The 17282-nt window shown below is 44.5% G+C and carries 12 protein-coding genes; 11 read left to right on the top strand and 1 reads right to left on the bottom strand.

Annotated elements, in window-relative coordinates:
- The 3 genes from BLR65_RS27000 to BLR65_RS27010 form a co-directional block, all read left to right on the top strand.
- On the top strand, positions 1–273 hold a 273-nt coding region (locus BLR65_RS27000; protein ID WP_143122670.1), incomplete at its 5' end, for a 2-hydroxyacyl-CoA dehydratase family protein.
- Between the two features lie 141 nt (positions 274–414).
- Positions 415–1704, top strand: a complete 1290-nt coding sequence (locus tag BLR65_RS27005; protein ID WP_093797667.1) for a homocysteine synthase — start codon at positions 415–417, stop codon at positions 1702–1704.
- Between the two features lie 50 nt (positions 1705–1754).
- Complete coding sequence (locus BLR65_RS27010) at positions 1755–2498, top strand: ABC transporter permease (protein ID WP_093797669.1); 744 nt, start codon at positions 1755–1757, stop codon at positions 2496–2498.
- Positions 2499–2560: 62 nt separating this feature from the next.
- On the opposite strand, the gene lepB is transcribed toward BLR65_RS27010, so the two are convergent.
- Positions 2561–3124 (bottom strand): signal peptidase I, encoded by a 564-nt coding sequence (gene lepB / locus BLR65_RS27015; protein ID WP_093797671.1) that lies wholly within the window; start codon positions 3122–3124, stop codon positions 2561–2563.
- Between the two features lie 145 nt (positions 3125–3269).
- Between lepB and cooS the strand changes: the two genes are divergently transcribed.
- The 8 genes from cooS to BLR65_RS27055 all read left to right on the top strand — a co-directional run bounded on the left by cooS (position 3270) and on the right by BLR65_RS27055 (position 16686).
- On the top strand, positions 3270–5396 hold the full coding sequence (gene cooS / locus BLR65_RS27020; RefSeq protein WP_093797673.1) for an anaerobic carbon-monoxide dehydrogenase catalytic subunit: 2127 nt from the start codon (positions 3270–3272) through the stop codon (positions 5394–5396).
- A gap of 718 nt (positions 5397–6114) precedes the next feature.
- On the top strand, positions 6115–6303 hold the full coding sequence (locus tag BLR65_RS27030) for a hypothetical protein (protein ID WP_093797677.1): 189 nt from the start codon (positions 6115–6117) through the stop codon (positions 6301–6303).
- A 335-nt stretch (positions 6304–6638) separates the two neighbouring features.
- Positions 6639–8795, top strand: coding sequence for a sigma-54 interaction domain-containing protein (locus BLR65_RS27035; protein WP_211285226.1), 2157 nt, complete (start codon positions 6639–6641; stop codon positions 8793–8795).
- A 364-nt stretch (positions 8796–9159) separates the two neighbouring features.
- Positions 9160–9297 carry a hypothetical protein gene (locus tag BLR65_RS30240; protein ID WP_169716982.1) on the top strand — a complete coding sequence of 46 codons (138 nt, stop codon included), beginning with the start codon at positions 9160–9162 and terminating at the stop codon, positions 9295–9297.
- A gap of 501 nt (positions 9298–9798) precedes the next feature.
- Positions 9799–12039: a molybdopterin-dependent oxidoreductase gene (locus BLR65_RS27040; protein WP_093797679.1), complete on the top strand. Its 2241-nt coding sequence runs from the start codon at positions 9799–9801 to the stop codon at positions 12037–12039.
- 29 nt (positions 12040–12068) lie between these two features.
- On the top strand, positions 12069–12404 hold the full coding sequence (locus BLR65_RS27045; RefSeq protein WP_093797681.1) for a 4Fe-4S dicluster domain-containing protein: 336 nt from the start codon (positions 12069–12071) through the stop codon (positions 12402–12404).
- Between the two features lie 396 nt (positions 12405–12800).
- On the top strand, positions 12801–14156 hold the full coding sequence (locus tag BLR65_RS27050) for an MFS transporter (protein ID WP_093797683.1): 1356 nt from the start codon (positions 12801–12803) through the stop codon (positions 14154–14156).
- Positions 14157–14712: 556 nt separating this feature from the next.
- Positions 14713–16686: a methyl-accepting chemotaxis protein gene (locus tag BLR65_RS27055; RefSeq protein WP_093797685.1), complete on the top strand. Its 1974-nt coding sequence runs from the start codon at positions 14713–14715 to the stop codon at positions 16684–16686.
- Positions 16687–17282 lie beyond the last annotated feature (596 nt).

Below are 17282 nucleotides of genomic sequence, written 5' to 3' on the forward strand. Positions count from 1 at the left end.
GAAAAGTATCTGGCTACTCCCTGTTCCTGTATGAGTCCTAACCCAATCCGCCTTGAGAATCTTGCGAAGCTGCTTAAAGAGTATCGTATCGATGGTGTGGTGGATATTACCTGGCAGGGCTGCCATACTTATAATGTAGAAAGCCGGGTGGTTAAGGACTTTTTAAAGCAAAATGGCGATACGCCGTTCCTGCAGATCGAGACCGATTATTCGCAGGGTGATGTGGAGCAGATTAAAACAAGAGTACAAGCATTTCTGGAAATGATGGCGTAAGTTGTAAATGAAAAACAGGATAGACTTGACAAATGTTTCCTTGTTGGCTATCATAAATACGAACTTAACTTTATAGCAAAGTAGATGCCTCCTCGTATTGAGGGGGCATTTGTTAAATCTATATATTGGGGGGTTAAAGAAATGACATTGCCAGAAAAATTGCGGTTTGATACCTTAGCCGTACACGCCGGACAACAACCTGATCCGACAACCGGCTCGCGGGCTGTGCCTTTATATCTGACAACAGCCTATAATTTCCGTGACGCCGACCATGCTGCCGATTTATTTAGTTTGAAGGAGCCAGGTAACATTTATACCCGGATTATGAATCCGACGAATGACGTCTTTGAGCAGCGTATTGCCGCTCTGGAAGGCGGCGTCGGGGCGCTGGCCTTTTCATCAGGCCATGCGGCGATTACGGCCGCCATCCTTAATATTGTTCAAGCCGGTGATGAAATTGTAAGTTCCTCTACGTTATATGGCGGCACATACAATTTGTTTGCTCATACTTTGCCGCGGCTGGGAATTACCGTGAAGTTTGTCGACGCCGGCAATCCGGAAAATTTTGCTGCCGCGATAACGCCCAATACCAAGGCGCTTTATGCGGAAATTATCGGTAATCCCAAAATTGACGTACTCGATTTGGAGAGTGTGGCGGCCATTGCGCATAATCACGGGTTGCCGCTTATCATTGACAGCACTTTCGCCACTCCTTATCTGTGTAAGCCGATTGATTTCGGAGCCGATATCGTTGTCCATTCAGCGACTAAGTTTATTGGCGGACATGGTACTGTTATGGGAGGAGTTGTCGTTGACGGCGGCAAGTTTGATTGGAATAGCGGCAAATTTCCGTTATTATCCGAACCTGATCCCAGTTATCATGATATTAAGTATGCGGCAGCCCTTGGCAACCTTGCCTTCATCGTTAGACTCAGAGTGCAGGTATTAAGAGATATGGGTGCCTGTCAAAGTCCGTTCAATAGCTTTATGCTTCTGCAGGGATTGGAAACATTGCATTTGCGGATGGAACGGCATAGCCACAACGCTTTGGCAGTCGCTCAGTATCTGGAAAATCACGGCCTGGTTTCTTGGGTCAGTTATCCCGGGTTAGCCAGCCATGCCGATTATAAACTGGCTCGTAAATACCTTCCCCAAGGGGCCGGGGCAATACTGACCTTTGGAATCAAAGGCGGGCTGGCAGCCGGACGTACATTCATTAATTCATTGCGACTATTTTCGCTCTTAGCCAATGTTGGTGATGCAAAATCACTGGTTATTCATCCGGCCAGCACCACGCATTCGCAATTAACCAGTGAACAGCGGGCCAGTGCCGGCGTATCTGACGATATGGTGCGTCTCTCTATTGGCATTGAAGATGCTGCCGATTTGATCGACGATTTGGCACAGGCACTGGCAGCCAGCAGCAAATAAACGGCCGTATCTTCCTTATTGAATGGCGAACCAAGAAGGGGTTGGAGAAGGTGCGGTTTGAAGATGTTTATACAGTATTTTGGCGGGATTGGGTGGTTTTAAACCGGCGACTGGCCAAATTTATTTTATCCCGCATGATCAGTCCGGTATTATATTTAGTGGCTTTTGGCTGGGGCTTGGGACGGAACTTATCGATGAGTGGCGGCAGTTATCTTGATTTTATTTTGCCCGGCATTATGGCACTCAATGCGATGAACATCAGTTTTAGTGCTGTAGGCTCACCGCTTAATATGAGTCGTCTGTACCATAAAACACTGGAAGAGTACTTGATTGCGCCTGTCAGTCCGGCTTCCTTTGTCGCCGGGAAGGTATTAGCCGGAGCGCTCCGCGGGCTGATTTCCTGCACCGTGATTTTTGTTTTAGCTTATCTATTCGGCGCTAAGCTGATAATCACGACCGGATTTATTCTGACACTTTCTTTGACTTGCTTATTGTTTGCGGCCTTGGGGCTTGTAGCTGCCATGCTCATCAATTCGCACGAGGATATGGCCAGCTTTAATACTTATGTACTTTTGCCCATGTCATTTTTATGTGCTACCTTTTTCACGCCAGACCGCTTGCCGGTGGTTGTTAAATGGTTTATTGAGCTATTGCCCCTGACGCATGCAACATATGCCCTGAGAGCGATTGGCGCTGGTGCGGAGACACCCTGGTTGTCGGTTATAGTTTTAGCGGCGTATACTGTTATATTGCTTGCTATTGGCGTGTGGACGATGATTCGCGTGCGGGATTAGCACCATCAAATGAAAAGAACGGGTAAGAGGCAATTGCTTCTTACCCGTTCTTTTTTCCAACATTATAATACCATAACGACTTTTCCCAGCACATGACTAATCGGTACAGGGCCGATATAGCGGCTGTCGCTGGAGTTATTGCGGTTGTCGCCTAATACATAAACCTGACCTGACGGTATGGTGACTTTTTTGGGGGTGGCAGCGTGCATGGGTTCTCTAATATAGGATTCCTCAATCAGCGTACCGTTGCGATATAGCTGACCGTCCTTAATTTCAATCGTATCACCGGGCTTGCCGATTACTCGCTTAATCCAAATGTGATTGTCCACTTCAGCTAATTTGGCCACACTCAGGTAAGTAGAGACGGGGTCGGCCAGATCGTCTTTTACACTACGCTCCCTGAATACGCGACTGTCAATAATGACAATATCGTTATAATCAGGTGTGCCGACAAAGGTGTGGGATAATTTTGACACAAAAACATAATCATTGTTATGAAGATTAGGTTCCATAGAACTTCCTACTACTCTTGTGGGTTGAAATACGAAAGCGTTAATCACAATGGCTAAAGCCAAGGCGATGACCAAGCTGTATGTCCAGTCGGCAATTTCTTTAATTAGTTTCATTATCAAATTCCCCCTAATAGTAAAATTCTATCAGATTGGCCTGACAGGAGCAAGGGTAATTAAAAAGTTCATTAACTACAGTGATAAATTTCCTCCTTTGGTATCAAACTAACAGTGAAATCTGAAAGCCTAAGGAGGTTAGTTCATGTCAACGAATACTCTGATTAAGGATGAGGATACAACGAGTCGCGGTGATGTCGAATCAGTTCTCAATAAAGGTGATGCCAGCGGCACCAATAACCCGGACGAGCATTTTGATGTGCATACAAATGCTAAAAAGTACTATGAGATTGAAAAAGCGCCTGCCTCTATGCCGGAAGTTCATAAATGGCAGCGCGAACATATTCATGTTCATGATCAAGGCAAAGACGGATTTCCGCTAAATATTATTATTGATCCGGCTATGCGGGAGATGTACCAGCATGTGCATGCCCAGGGGCTTACCAATGTTTTTGACCGTTTTGAGCAGCAGGAAAAAATCCGTTGCAGTTTCTGCTCCTCAGGCCTGTCCTGTCAGTTGTGTGCCAACGGTCCTTGCCGGATTAGCCCTAAAGCGCCGCGCGGCAACTGTGGGGTAGATGCCGATGTGATGGTAGCCCGAAATTTCGTTTACCGGCATGTTACAATAGGTTCGTCAGCTAATATTTTTCATGCGCAACAGGCAGCCCGCACACTCAAGGCGGCTGCTGAAAAACCGGAAAGCGGTCTTAAGATCCGCGATCAGCAAAAACTGTTAAAATATGCGGAAATGGCCGGTTTAAACAGTCATGAGGATGTCAATCAAGTGGCGGTCAACTTTGCCAACTGGGTTCTCGAGGATATGGGCAAGCCCTATTGGGAAGAATCGGCGATGGTGCAGACATTTGCTCCGCCCAAACGGCAGGAATTGTGGCGCAAGCTTAACATTTTTCCCGGTGGCGGCTTCAGTGAGGTGGGGTTTGCCCAAACCAAATGCATGACTAACCTGAGTGCCGATCCTGTTGACTTTTTACTCACCTCCGTCCGGTTGGGGATTATAAACGAATATCAAGGCCTGTTTGCGCTGGATATTCTGCAGGAAATTCTTATAGGCACCCAGAAAATCCGTACAGCCAAGCAAAATATGGGCCTCCTTAAAAAAGATATGGTGAATATTATTACCAACGGTCATATGCCGTTGACGGCTCATATAGTGATTGAACTGGCATCTACCCCGGAATGGCAGGAAAAAGCGAAAAAAGCCGGGGCCAGCGGGTTGCAAGTGCTTGGTCATGTGTGCGAGGGACAACAATTATTAAATTATAAAGACAGCGGGGAAATGAGCGCTTATGGCGGCCAGGAGGGCGAATGGCTGAGTGAAGAGTATTTATTGGCCACAGGTGCTGTTGATTTATTTATGTTTGACTATAACTGTACGATTCCGACCTTGCCGTTATACGCCAAACGGTTTGGTACAAAAATGGTCAGCACCCATGAAGTTATCCGCATGCCTGGCACGGAAGTTGTTGAATTTAAGCCTGAGGAAATGAAAAAGCAAGCGGAAAAAATTCTGGATATGGCCATTGAGGCTTACGCCCAGCGCAAAGCTGAAAACCGGGAAATTTATATTCCCCCCCATATTTCCGAGGGCTGTGTCATTGGCTTTAGCACGGAGTCTGTCAAAGAAGCGTTAGGCGGCTCCTGGAAACCGTTAATTGATGCCATTGCTGCCGGGAAAATCCGGGGTATTGCCACGATTGTCGGCTGCACGACTGCCCGTTATGGTCAAGGCGGCAGTAATGTATTCCGCATCGCCAAAGGCCTAATCGAAAAGGATATTCTGGTATTGTCAGGCGGCTGTACGTCTTCCGTTATGCAGTACACCGGGCTGACGAATCCGCAGGCTGCCGAAGAATGTGGAGCAGGTCTGAAAGAAGTCTGCAAAGCGCTTGGGATTCCACCGGTACTTTCCTACGGCGCCTGTGTCGATATTGGCAAAATGACGCAAACTGCCAAAGAACTTGCCGATGCCCTTGATGTTGACACCAATAAGCTGCCGTTGGTTATTGGCGCGCCTGAATACCTGGAACAAAAAGCGGTTGCCGATGCCTGTACCGCTATCGCTCTGGGATGGCTGGTGCATGTCGCCCCGGTACCGTCTGTCACCGGCAGTGAACTTGTTGTTAAGACTTTGACTGAGACTACTGAAACTTTGGGATTAGGCAAACTTACGGTAGAAACCAGTGCGGATAAGACCGTTCAAATCTACGTAGACCATATTGAGAAAAAACGCAGGGAATTGGGACTGAAATAAAGGAAACTGGAAAAGAGCGAGGGTGCTTTGGAATGTTAGCAACCTCGCTCTTTTCTCTGCGCCGGTGTGCATAACTTCGGCAGTAAGAACCGCCGGTATGCGCAGTAAATATTTATAGACAAGTCGAAACATTAGCATTAACTTAATAATGAAAATCTTATTTTGAGACGGGAACGATAAGAAAAGTATTCCTGGAAACCCCCGCTACAGCTTATTCGTAACTGTATAAAAACATAATTAATCTCAAAATGGGACAGAAAGAGGATTTTATTCCTCTTTTATTTCTTGACGCTGCAATAGAGAAATGAAATACTAAAGGTATAAATAAATAGCTGAAAGCATTTTGTGTTTAGATCAGGTAGGTTTCAGGGAGGATGTATTATGTGCTGGTCATGCAATCCGTATTGCGGGGGATGCAAGCCGCCGAAAGATAAACCCAAGAAATGTGAATCTTGCGGGTTATATAATTCTCCGCAATTAACTACATGTAAAAAATGTGGGGCCGATTTACCGCCTACGCCCAAGCGGCCTACTGTCATGTGTTTATACATCGGCGAACTTTGCGCAAATCCGTGTAATCGGCATAAAAAACCTCCTCAAGATGGAAAACTTAAAACTTGCAGGTGGCATACGCCGGCTCAAGGCGAGACTATAAGCAAGCAGTGACGTAACGGGATATCAATTTTATCTCTATGTGGCAAATAAAGGGGGGAGTAGCGTGGAATTTGAATATTCTACTTTTACATACTCCGGCTATGGCTGTGAGTCGGTTATAATTTCCAATGGCAACTATATACTATTCGATGAGGTAAATAAGACCAATACCGTCTTAGGGAGATCGCCAGAAGAAGCCAGACAAAAGCTAAAAGAAATCAATATGGAGCATTTGAGTTATCTGATACCATAGTAAATGTGGCTGTTTCAGTGAAAAGGGTAGCTGGCAACAAGAAAAATATGGCGACCGGTTCTCCAGTCGATTTCTACCCATAGACAAAAGGCACTTTTTGCACACGGCAAAGTGCCTTTTAATTACCAATAAAAAATATTCAAAAAAATCTGTTGATTTTCTTTGACAATCGTACCTGTCTTGGATATTATTCTTATATAAAATTCGATAATCTTCATAATTATTAGAGGATTATAATTGGTTTGCGAGAATACCATTAAGAGAATTGAGGCAACTTCCCCAAATTAAGTAACTTGTTACTTAGTTTGGGGAAGTTGCAAAAAGGGGGACTGTAGGTGGATATTACTATGTACAAGCAGAGCCTTTCTGATTTGCAAGCTAATTGCTTTACCATTAGTAAGGAACTACTTTCTCTAAAAAGGTGGCAGGCTATACTCCGCTGTAAACAGGAGTTTCTGGAGAATAATACGGAAGATCCGCGGCAAGAGCCTTATATGGATAAAGAAGTAGCCGCATCCTGGATTCGGTCACGGGAGTTAGGCGTTAATCCTTATTCGATCGTTAAGGATCCTAATCTGAGTCCGGAGCAACTGTCCAAGGTTTACGGTAATTATAGTGCCATAATCCAAGTTACTAATTCACTAGTAGAGTCATTTAAAGAGTTAATCGTGACCTGTGGCTATATCTTTTATTTGTTTGATAAAAGCGGTGTGATTTTACTCAATGAGGGGGATTGGGGTAATTTCCCACCCTTTGCTAATTATCGCTCTCGGACTGGTATTATTGCCAGTGAAAACTCCGAAGGCACGACAGCTCATGCTTTGTGTTTTCGGCTAAGGCGTCCCATACAATTACTGGGACCGGAACATTATTGCGTGGCTTTTCAAAACAGCATTGCCTCGGCGGCTCCGGTCCGGAATGAGAATGGGCAGGTTCAAGCCGCGCTCGTATTAGTTAGTAAGCCATTATTAAAGTTGCCTGAGGAGGATACTCTGAGAAATTTAGGACCACACAGCCTAATTCTGACAACAACTATGGCGGTTGCTATTGAAACGCAGCTAAAACTTTTACATTCCAACAGAAGAATATACAGCTTAAACAAAAAGTCGGAAATCTTTAACAAACAGCTGCAAACTGCGAAAGAAAAGCTTATTACTGTTGATAATGCCTATCTGGCAACTTCGGCTTTTATCGACGAAGGTATTATAACAGTTGATAAAATCGGTGATATTACCCATATTAATCCGGCCGCTTTGCGTATTCTTAAACTCAGACAGGAAGAAGCTATTCATAGAAATATTAATGAATTTTTCGAGAATAGCTCACACTTAACAGCCTTGGCCGGTAAGCATGAAAACTCTATTATTGAAGAGCGATTGTGCGTGGGGGGAATACGAAATTCTTACCAAATAGCCATTCATCCGTTGCTTAATAAATATTCTAAAGATGTGGACGGTGCGGTGCTAAAATTTAGCTATTCTGAAAAATCGTCTGTTCATAACAATAATAAATCCGGCAGTATTGCTAGATATTCTTTCGCCGATATTATCACGGAAGACAGAGACTTCAAAAGAAATATTGACTTGGCAAAACGCTTTGCCAAGTCGCCGGAAAACATTCTAATAATTGGTGAAAGCGGCACAGGTAAGGAACTTTTTGCCCAAGCCATTCATAATGAGTATTCGCCGCAAGGACCGTTTATGGCCGTCAACTGCGCGGCTATGCCGCGCGAATTGATAGAAAGCGAACTTTTCGGCTATGAGGGTGGTAGTTTTACCGGCGCTGAACGGAGCGGCAAACCCGGTAAAATTGAATTGGCGCAGGGAGGCACACTTTTTCTGGATGAAATTGGTGATATGCCGCTTGAACTGCAGGCTGTTTTACTGCGGGCACTGGAAGATAAGCAAATCATGCGTGTTGGCGGTACCCGGGCGAAAAAGATTGATTTTAGACTAATCGCCGCTACGAATAAAGATCTTTATAATATGGTGAAGGAAAAACAATTCCGGGAAGATCTTTATTTCCGTTTGTCTGTACTTTCTGTTACTATTCCGCCTTTACGGGCAAGGGGAAATGATGTAACTTATCTTAGTGAATTTTTCATTCGCAACTATTGCCAAAAGCAAGGTTGGAAAATTCCGCAAATAGGCCCGGCGGCTCAGGAAAAAATTCGCAAATATCAATGGCCTGGAAATGTCCGTCAACTGCAAAATGCTATGATTTATGCAGTTAATACGGTTGTCGACGGCCCCATCAGGCCGGAAAACCTGCCAAATTATATTCTTATGGAAACCTGTCCCATCAAGACGAATGAGAGTGCTGCTAGTAACGAAAAACCGATAGATATGTTGTGCCTGGAAAAGCTTGAGAAAGATGCTATAGAAACAGCGATGACATATGCTCACAATTATGTGCCGGATGCAGCGGAAATCCTAGGAATAAGCCGCTCCACCTTATACCGGAAATTAAAAGATTATGATATTGACTACTAATTGCTTCGACTTAACTCGAAGCAATTAGCGAGACCGCTGATAAATCAGGGTCTTTTTTTTTGCAAAATTTGCGTAGTTGATTTTAAAATTTATGCTTTTCCACACCAAAAGAAAATCAATATCAGCCCAGCATCTTAAAATGACACAATGTTCTCAAAAATAGATTGCGACGCTTTTGGCCGTTTTGACTGCTTGTTAAGGGGGGAGAAAAGCATATTTTATCTCAAAAAAGGATATTGCCAAGGTAGTTGATGATCAAAAAAAACTGTGATAATCCAGGTCGTACGCGCTATTGACGGGATTAAAACGGTAACTGGCATGGATTTTGCATATACAATGTATAAGTCAAAGGGAGGTGATAGTTATGGCAGATACTAAAGATACTGAAAAAGCGCCACAGACTGGTCAAACAGGGAAGGAACAGCCTGCGGCTAAATCGCCGTTACCTGCGTCAGCACGCAAACCTGGGCAAAATTATTCTACAACAAAATTTAAAAAGTAACTGAACACATATCAGCACCTGCCGTAAGTGAGGCAGAGCAGGCTAACATGCGCTTTGACCGGTAAAAAAGCAAGGCATTTGACACTAGCTAGATAGTATTTTTAATCTCTGTTTGGCAAGTATCCCCGATTTGACGTCATCCCAGAATGACATTGCGTTGCAAAAAAGGATTGACCCAATATTGCTGAATTTCTTGCTTTGTATCGCTTTAAGCCTGGAAAGCCGGATCTCAAAATAAGATCTACCGTCATTTTCGCAATACATGGAAAATGTTGAACAATCCCAATTGTTACATGACTTTCCAGGATTTTCTTCGAAGTTGGCATGCTTAATGCGAATCATACTACCGGCGGCACATTGGGGATTAATGGTTTGAGCTGCTTGTCGCTTATTATGCTGCTGCGAACTATTATTCCGGTTTGCATACGGAGGAGGTGCTCAGAGAACAAGAAAATGTGACAGTTTACGCAAAAAATTGTTTTTGAGAGGGTTGGTGAGATCGTGGAAAAAGAATGGAAAAAACAATGTAAAGATGGTAGTTATACTGTTCGGACTTGTGGTTGGTCCCCTCCCGGAGATCATCCTGCCGGCTGCGGTATGAAACTCCATATTAAAGATGGCAAACTGGTAAAAGTCGAAGGCGATCCGGAGCATCCTATCAGCCAGGGCCGGTTGTGTGTAAGATGCCTTTCTTTGCCGGAATATGTACATCATCCTGACCGCATTATCTATCCGATGAAACGTGATCCGAAGGATCGCGGGAAAGATAAGTGGCAAAGAATTACCTGGGATGAAGCCTGGGATCTCATAGTCGAAAAAGTTAACGGTTTCAAGAAGAATTACGGGGCAGAATCGATTGTGGTATTTGGCGGAACCGGTAGAGAAGCTTGCTTGTACTATTATCCGTTAGGTTTTGCCGCACTTGGAACGCCAAATGTTTGCTACCCGCAGAGCGGCTGGTCTTGCTATGGCCCTCGCTGTGCAATTACTGATTATATTTTAGGCGCTGGCTATCCGGAAATCGACTTCGCCGGTTACTTCCCTGACCGTTATGATCATCCGGGCTGGAAACTGCCGGAATATATCATGCTGTGGGGCAAAGAACCGTTGAAATCCAATCCGGACGGCTTCTATGGCCACTCCATCATTGATATGATGAAGAGAGGCACTAAGATTATTAGCGTTGACCCGAGAATGAGCTGGCTTGGTTCCCGGTCAGAGTATTTATTACAATTAAGACCTGGTACGGATACCGCTCTTGCACTGGCCATGCTGAATGTAATCATTAACGAAGATCTTTATGATCATGAATTTGTTGAAAAATGGTGCTATGGCTTTGAGCAACTGAAAGAAAGGGTACAACAATACCCGCCTGATAAGGTTGCGGAAATTACCGGTGTACCTGCGGAAAAGATTATCGAAGTTTCCAGAGTCTTTGCAAAGGCAAAACCTGCCAGCCTTGGCTGGGGACTAGCAATCGACCAGAACCCGAATGGTGTCCAACTGGGTCATGCTTTGCTGTCAATAATGGCCATCACCGGTAATATCGACGTACCGGGCGGTATTACTCTCGGCATGCCGGCGGCACTGATGGGCAAATGGCGTGTTGAAACCCGTGGCGAACTGACCGAAGAGCTGTGGGACAAACGGATTGGCGCCAAGGAATGGCCTGCTTTGAGTACAGCATTGGCAACAACTCATCCGGACGAAACTTTGGATACTTTGGAAACAGACAAGCCCTATAAATTGAGAATGGGCTGGTTTAACAGCAGTAACTTTATCACTCCTACCTGTTCTGCCGCGCCTGACAGATGGTATAAAGCCCTGCTTAAATTAGAGTTCAACGTAGTACAGGATCTTTTCATGACTCCGACTGCCATGGGCCTGGCCGATTTGTTCCTGCCGCTTAGCAGTTTTGCTGAACATGACGGTGTTGTATTGACTCACTATGGCCGGAATGCCATCTTCCTTGGCGGCATGAACAAAGCCTTACAGGTCGGCGAATGCAAATCTGATGTGGAAATGATGATTGAACTTGGCAAACGGCTCAATCCGAGTGCATGGCCCTGGAATAATGCCGAAGAATTCTTTGATGATCAACTGAAACCGGAATTAGGAATTAATTTCGATGATCTCAGGCATGAAGGCTTGTATCAGCCAAACTACGAGTATAGAAAATATGAAAAAGGCCTATTACGGTATGATGGTGAACCCGGATTTAATACCGTAACAGGTAAAGTGGAATTGTGCTCAACGCTGTTTGAAGAATGGGGCGAAGATCCGCTTCCTTACTACAAAGAACCGCCGTTCAGCCCGGTAAGCACTCCGGAACTGGCGAAGGAATATCCATTGGTATTGACAACCGGTGCCAGAACCTTTACTTCCTTCCATTCAGAGCATAGACAAGTAAAGAGCTGTCGGGACATTACTCCGGACCCGATTATGGAGATTAACCCGGAAACTGCCGCTAAACTTGGAATCAAAGACGGTGACTGGGTAGTTATTGAGAACCAATTTGGTAAATGCAAAGAAAGAGCACAGCTTGTACCTACAATGAAACCCAATGTTGTCCATGCTGCGCACGGCTGGTGGTATCCGGAAAAAGAAGCAGAAGCACCGAGCTTATTTGGAGTATGGGAATCAAACATTAATACGTTAATCCCTCATAAAACAATTGGTAAACTTGGCTTTGGGGCTCCGTTCAAGAGCATCCTGTGCAAGGTTTACAAAGCGAACGACTAAAAAATAAGGATGGAATGGAGGGAAAAGGAATGTCGCGTAACGGAATAATGATCGATTATGAATATTGCACAGGCTGCCATAGCTGCGAGGTTGCTTGCAGGAACGAAAAAAATATTCCTCATGAAAAATGGGGAATCAAAATGACAGAAGTCGGCCCCTGGAATGTCGAGGGTGATAAATGGGAATGGAATTATGTTCCTGTACCGACGGAGCTGTGCGACTTGTGTGAAGACCGGATTGCCAAGGGTGAAAAACCGGCCTGCGTTCTTCACTGCTTAGGTCAATGTATGGAAGTAGGACCTGTGGAAGAACTGGCTAAAAAGATGGCAGCAAAAGGTAAGAAAGTAGCCATGTTTGTCCCCTGATCTGCGCTTACGCAGAAAAACAGTGCCTAATTATATGAAATTTGGGGTGTGGAGTGCCATAACGTGTCCCCTTTTGCGGTATGGGACCGTTATGGCATTATTCTTTTAAGCTGATAAACTGGTGACGAGTTAGCTTAAAAGAATAACAATCCAGTGTGGGGTACGCCGTCAATTCCAACAAGACAAGTGGAGAGTATGTTCAACATAAGCTGGTCACTTATGTTATTGGTTATATGTATAAACGGAACCCTCTGCAATTGAAACGACATAAATATAAATATTGAAAAAAGGGTTAAAGAATATTGACTATACTGACCGGAACTGCAGACAAGTTATTGCGAAAATTGCATAGGATTCTTGTATGACCGTATGAAGTTAGTGAAAGGGGAATGAAAGGTGAAGAGCTTTACCATTTCTGAAGTCGTAGATTCATTCGGGGTCAACAAGTTTACCTGGTCTGTATTTTTCTTCCTCGGTATGTCGATGGTTTTTGACGGCTATGACTACATGGTCGTATCTTACACAATGCCGCAAATATCTGCTGAATGGGCTTTAAACAAGGTCCAAACAGGCAGCCTTTCTTCGTGGAGCCTTTTCGGCTTGATCATTGGCGGGGCACTTGCCGGCATTATTTCGGATAAAATTGGCAGAAGGAAAACGTTAATATATTCAATTGCTGCCTATTCGATATTAACGATTCCTATCTATTTTGTTCAAAGTTTTGAAGCATATGCCTTTTTCCGTGTATTGACAGGCGTGGGGCTAGGTGCTTGTATTCCGGTTGTTACTACGATGTTCTCAGAGACTACACCGACTAATCGCCGGGCGCTGTTCATAACATTTGGCATGGCGTGGATGATCGTCGGCTGGGTTCTGGGGGGGCTTGTACCTACGATAATTGTACCGCTGTATGGCTGGAGACTTTGTTATCTTATCGGCGGAATACCATTATTATACGCTATTTTCCTGTACTTTAAAATGCATGAGTCTGCTTATTGGCTGGCTAATAAAGGACGGAAAGCGGAAGCTGTTAAAGTTCTTCAGGATATTGAACGGATTGCTACCGGAAAAATTACAGAGCGCGATCCTAATGACATGATTGTTCCGCCAACATCCAAGGTGGTTGGCCCGAAAGCCCTTTTTTCCAAAGAATACCGGTCGGCAACTGCCGGTGTCTGGATTACGTATTTCTGTGGCTGTTTTATTGTTTATGGCATCAATGCCTGGCTGCCTTCCCTTATGCTGGAGAAAGGTTTAAAGCTAACATCTGCTTATGGACTGGCAATTGCTAATAACGCGGCTGCCGTGCTTGCCAACTGCTCAACAGGTTTTGTCGCGGAAATAATCGGGCGGAGGAAAAACCTTATTTTCAGTTATCTGATTGGTGGCGCTTCTATTCTTATCATGGCCTTTGTTCCGGGATATTTTGCCGCTATTCTGGCCGCTAATGTCTTTATGGGCTTTGCTATTAATTATGCCATTACCGCGGTTCAGCCGCTAATGGCAGAGAGCTACCCGACGGAATTTAGAAATACAGGGGTATCCTGGTGCCAGGCCTTTGGCCGGTTTGGCGGGGCGTTAGCGCCCATCGTAGCTGGAATAATAATGGCAATGCAGCTAGGACCGCAAATGTCATTTCTGTTTTATATTATTCCGGCAGTAGTTGGTGGATTGGCAGCTTATCTATTTGTTAAAAGAGAGACAAAAGGAAAATCTCTTGACCAACTTGCCCAGGAAAAGATAAGTGTTTAGGTATTCTTTGGACAGACCAACGGCTAAGGTTTTTTCGTGATTTACGAAAGGCCAAGTAGAAAAGGAGTCCCGACTTGTGCGGGACCCCTGTTTCTACACATCGGATGTATAGCGATTCTTTGTATGTCATTTTGCTGTAGCTTACAAAATTAACTCGCCATAACCTTGCAGCCTGCACTCTTAATGTATTTTGTTTAGCAAGCACTAAAAAGGAGGTGAACGGTACATTCTGAAGGCGAGTTAAACAGTTCATCACTAATCAAGAAGGAGGTTATAGGTTATGTGTTTTCGACCAGCATCTTTATCTAAACCGGTTGAGTGCCCTAATTGCAAAAAGAAAATTTCGGCTATGGCCGGTATAAGACAAAAAAAATGCCCGTTTTGCGGGACTGAATTACCAAAAGAGGAAAAAAAATAAGTGTTTTACAATGTAGTAACCGCATTTCAGCGGGTACTATAGTGTGGTAAAGGCAGGCCGGATAGAACAGAAAGGCCTGCCTTTTATAAGTGGATTAATTATGGGATTTCCTAATTCACAATTCTATAAGGAGTTAGCATGAAGAGTATAAAAGCAAAGCTGGTTGCCACTGTTATTACACTTTTCCTGTTTGCGTTAGGTTTGGTGACGGGGCTAAATTATTGGCAAGCCCATAAAATTATAACACAGGATGTGGAACTGGAACTTGCCGATAAAGCGCAGACTAGCGCTGATCAAATCGGCGCCTGGCTGGATAGCAATTTGCGAGACATTGCGACGCTTGCCCGTTCGCCGATTATTACTAGTGGCAGCCGTGAGACGGTTGTTCCTTTTTTGAAGGCAGAACGTAACCATAACGGGATGTATGAAAGCCTGATTTGGATCGACGGCAATGGAGACTACTTTGATTATAACGGAGAAACAGGGACTTTGGCAGAACGCGAGTATTTTAAACGTTCTATTAAAGGCGAAACCTATATTTCTGACCCTGTAAGTTCTAAAAGGACCAATCAATCGGTAGTTGCTGTTTCGTCTCCCATTCGTAACGGCGACCAAATAAGCGGTGTACTTGTCGCACTCATTCATATTGAAGATATAGAAAAAAGAGTTATGGAAATTAAAGTCGGCCAAACAGGTTATGCTTATATGATACGGGGAGACGGTGTAATCATAGCGCATCCCAATACTGAATTGGTCAACAAATTCAGTAGTATGAATGACCCCAATGCCCCCGTGGAATTAAAAACAGCTACGGAAAAGATGACTAAGGGTGAGCAGGGGATTGCGAGTTACCAATATCAAGGAACCGGCAAATATCTTGCTTATGCACCTGTTCCGGGCAGGAACTGGTCAATTGGCGTCAACGTACCGGTGAGTGAAGTACGGGCAAAACTCAACACCTTTACCTGGACATCACTGACCACTAGTTTATTGGTATTGATTATCGCCACTGTTATTGCCCTGATAACGGCAATCAGGCTCGCTAGACCGCTGGGAAAACTTAAGGATACAGCCGCAGGCATTGCCGACGGAGATCTTTCTGTGACCAGCGTAGGAATTTCCTCCCAGGACGAAACGGGGCAGTTAGCTCATGCTTTTGAAACGATGGTAGCTAACTTGCGTACTTTAGTACAACATATTAACGGGTCTTCCGAACAACTGGCCGCAGCCTCCCAGGAACTGACGGCCAATGCCGAGCAATTAACACAGGTAGCCGGCCAGGTAAGTACATCCGTTACAAGTACGGCGCAGCAAGTTGGGAACCAGGTAGCTGTTGCAGATAAGGCACTGCTGCTTGTGGAGAAAATCGCGGCCGGAGCCCAGAATGAAGCAGCAAAAACGGAAAATGTAACCCAGATTACCAATCAGGCAGTGAATGCGGCGACAACAGGAAATATGGCGGTTGCGAGTGCCATCAGTCAAATGGACAGTATCCGGCAGACAGTGGATAATTCCGCGCAAGTTGTTGCCGAATTGGGACAACAGTCCAAAGAAATCGGACAGATTGTGGAAACAATTGCCGGCATTGCCGGGCAGACTAATTTACTGGCATTAAACGCCGCCATCGAAGCGGCGCGGGCTGGAGAGCAAGGCCGGGGCTTTGCCGTGGTAGCAGAAGAAGTGAGAAAACTGGCAGAGCAATCGCAGGAGGCGGCAAAGCAAATTGCAACGCTAATTGGCGATATTCAGGGTAAAACAGATAAGGCTGTGGCAGCCATGACTAACGGCACCCAAGAAGTTAAAAAGGGTTCTGAAGTGGTTGACCAGGCCGGTAAATCATTTAGCGATATTGACGCTCATATCAAAAAGGTTGCAGCCATTTCCCAGGAAGCCGCAAACGGCATGCGAGAGCTGGCGGCATTCAGTCAGCAAGTTCTGGCTTCCATGAAAGAAGTTGAAACCTTTAGCCGGGAAATTTCCAGTCAAACACAAAGTATCTCTGCTGCGACAGAAGAGCAATTGGCATCAATGGAAGAAATTTCAGCATCCAGTCAACATTTGGCCCAGATGGCCGAACAATTGCAAAACGCTGTTAACCGGTTTAGAATGTAGAGCGAAGAGGTAATCAACTAAGAGTTAAAAATGCATAAATCGAGAAGGGCTATAGAATAACTTAGCATTAAGTTTTTCTACAGCCCTTCTTTTTTTTCCTAATTTGAGGAATAGGAGTATGCGGCAAAATCAAAATTGGGAAATTTCCTAGTTTTGCGATAAGTAATTCTTGAAATAGAAATAATGACAGCCTGAAATGGTAGATAAATGGTAGGTTTTGTAGTTTATTGTAATTGGCATGAATAATGCAATTACAGTTTATTTAAAAATTATGTAGGCTCTCGGAAACTTAGTACCATATAGTAGGATTTTGAGGGTATTGAGTAGCAAAATCAGAAGTAAATTAGCAAAAACAAGGGATGAGGAAAGGATACGTAAAAAGAGAGCATAGCAAGCAGACCTAGCCAAATCCTAAAAAAACTAGGCCCAAGGTGTAGAAGTGTAGAGTTAAACGCTTAAGAACTAAGAAATTGCAGGAAAGACTTCCGCCGACCACTCCAAAATGAGGGGACGCATATTGATGGCAAGGTGTTTTATCCAGGCATCCATATGTGAACACATGGCAGTGGAATAAGCCCGGAAATACCAATTGCATG

The sequence above is a fragment of the Sporomusa acidovorans genome (assembly GCF_900101845.1).
Lineage (GTDB): Bacteria > Bacillota > Negativicutes > Sporomusales > Sporomusaceae > Sporomusa > Sporomusa acidovorans.

Bases quoted from the DNA above. Each gene is read 5' to 3' on its own strand.
- BLR65_RS27005 (WP_093797667.1), top strand. From the start codon at position 415: ATGACATTGCCAGAAAAATTGCGGTTTGATACCTTAGCCGTACACGCC.
- lepB (WP_093797671.1), bottom strand. From the start codon at position 3,124: ATGAAACTAATTAAAGAAATTGCCGACTGGACATACAGCTTGGTCATC.
- cooS (WP_093797673.1), top strand. From the start codon at position 3,270: ATGTCAACGAATACTCTGATTAAGGATGAGGATACAACGAGTCGCGGT.
- BLR65_RS30240 (WP_169716982.1), top strand. From the start codon at position 9,160: ATGGCAGATACTAAAGATACTGAAAAAGCGCCACAGACTGGTCAAACA.
- BLR65_RS27045 (WP_093797681.1), top strand. From the start codon at position 12,069: ATGTCGCGTAACGGAATAATGATCGATTATGAATATTGCACAGGCTGC.
- BLR65_RS27055 (WP_093797685.1), top strand. From the start codon at position 14,713: ATGAAGAGTATAAAAGCAAAGCTGGTTGCCACTGTTATTACACTTTTC.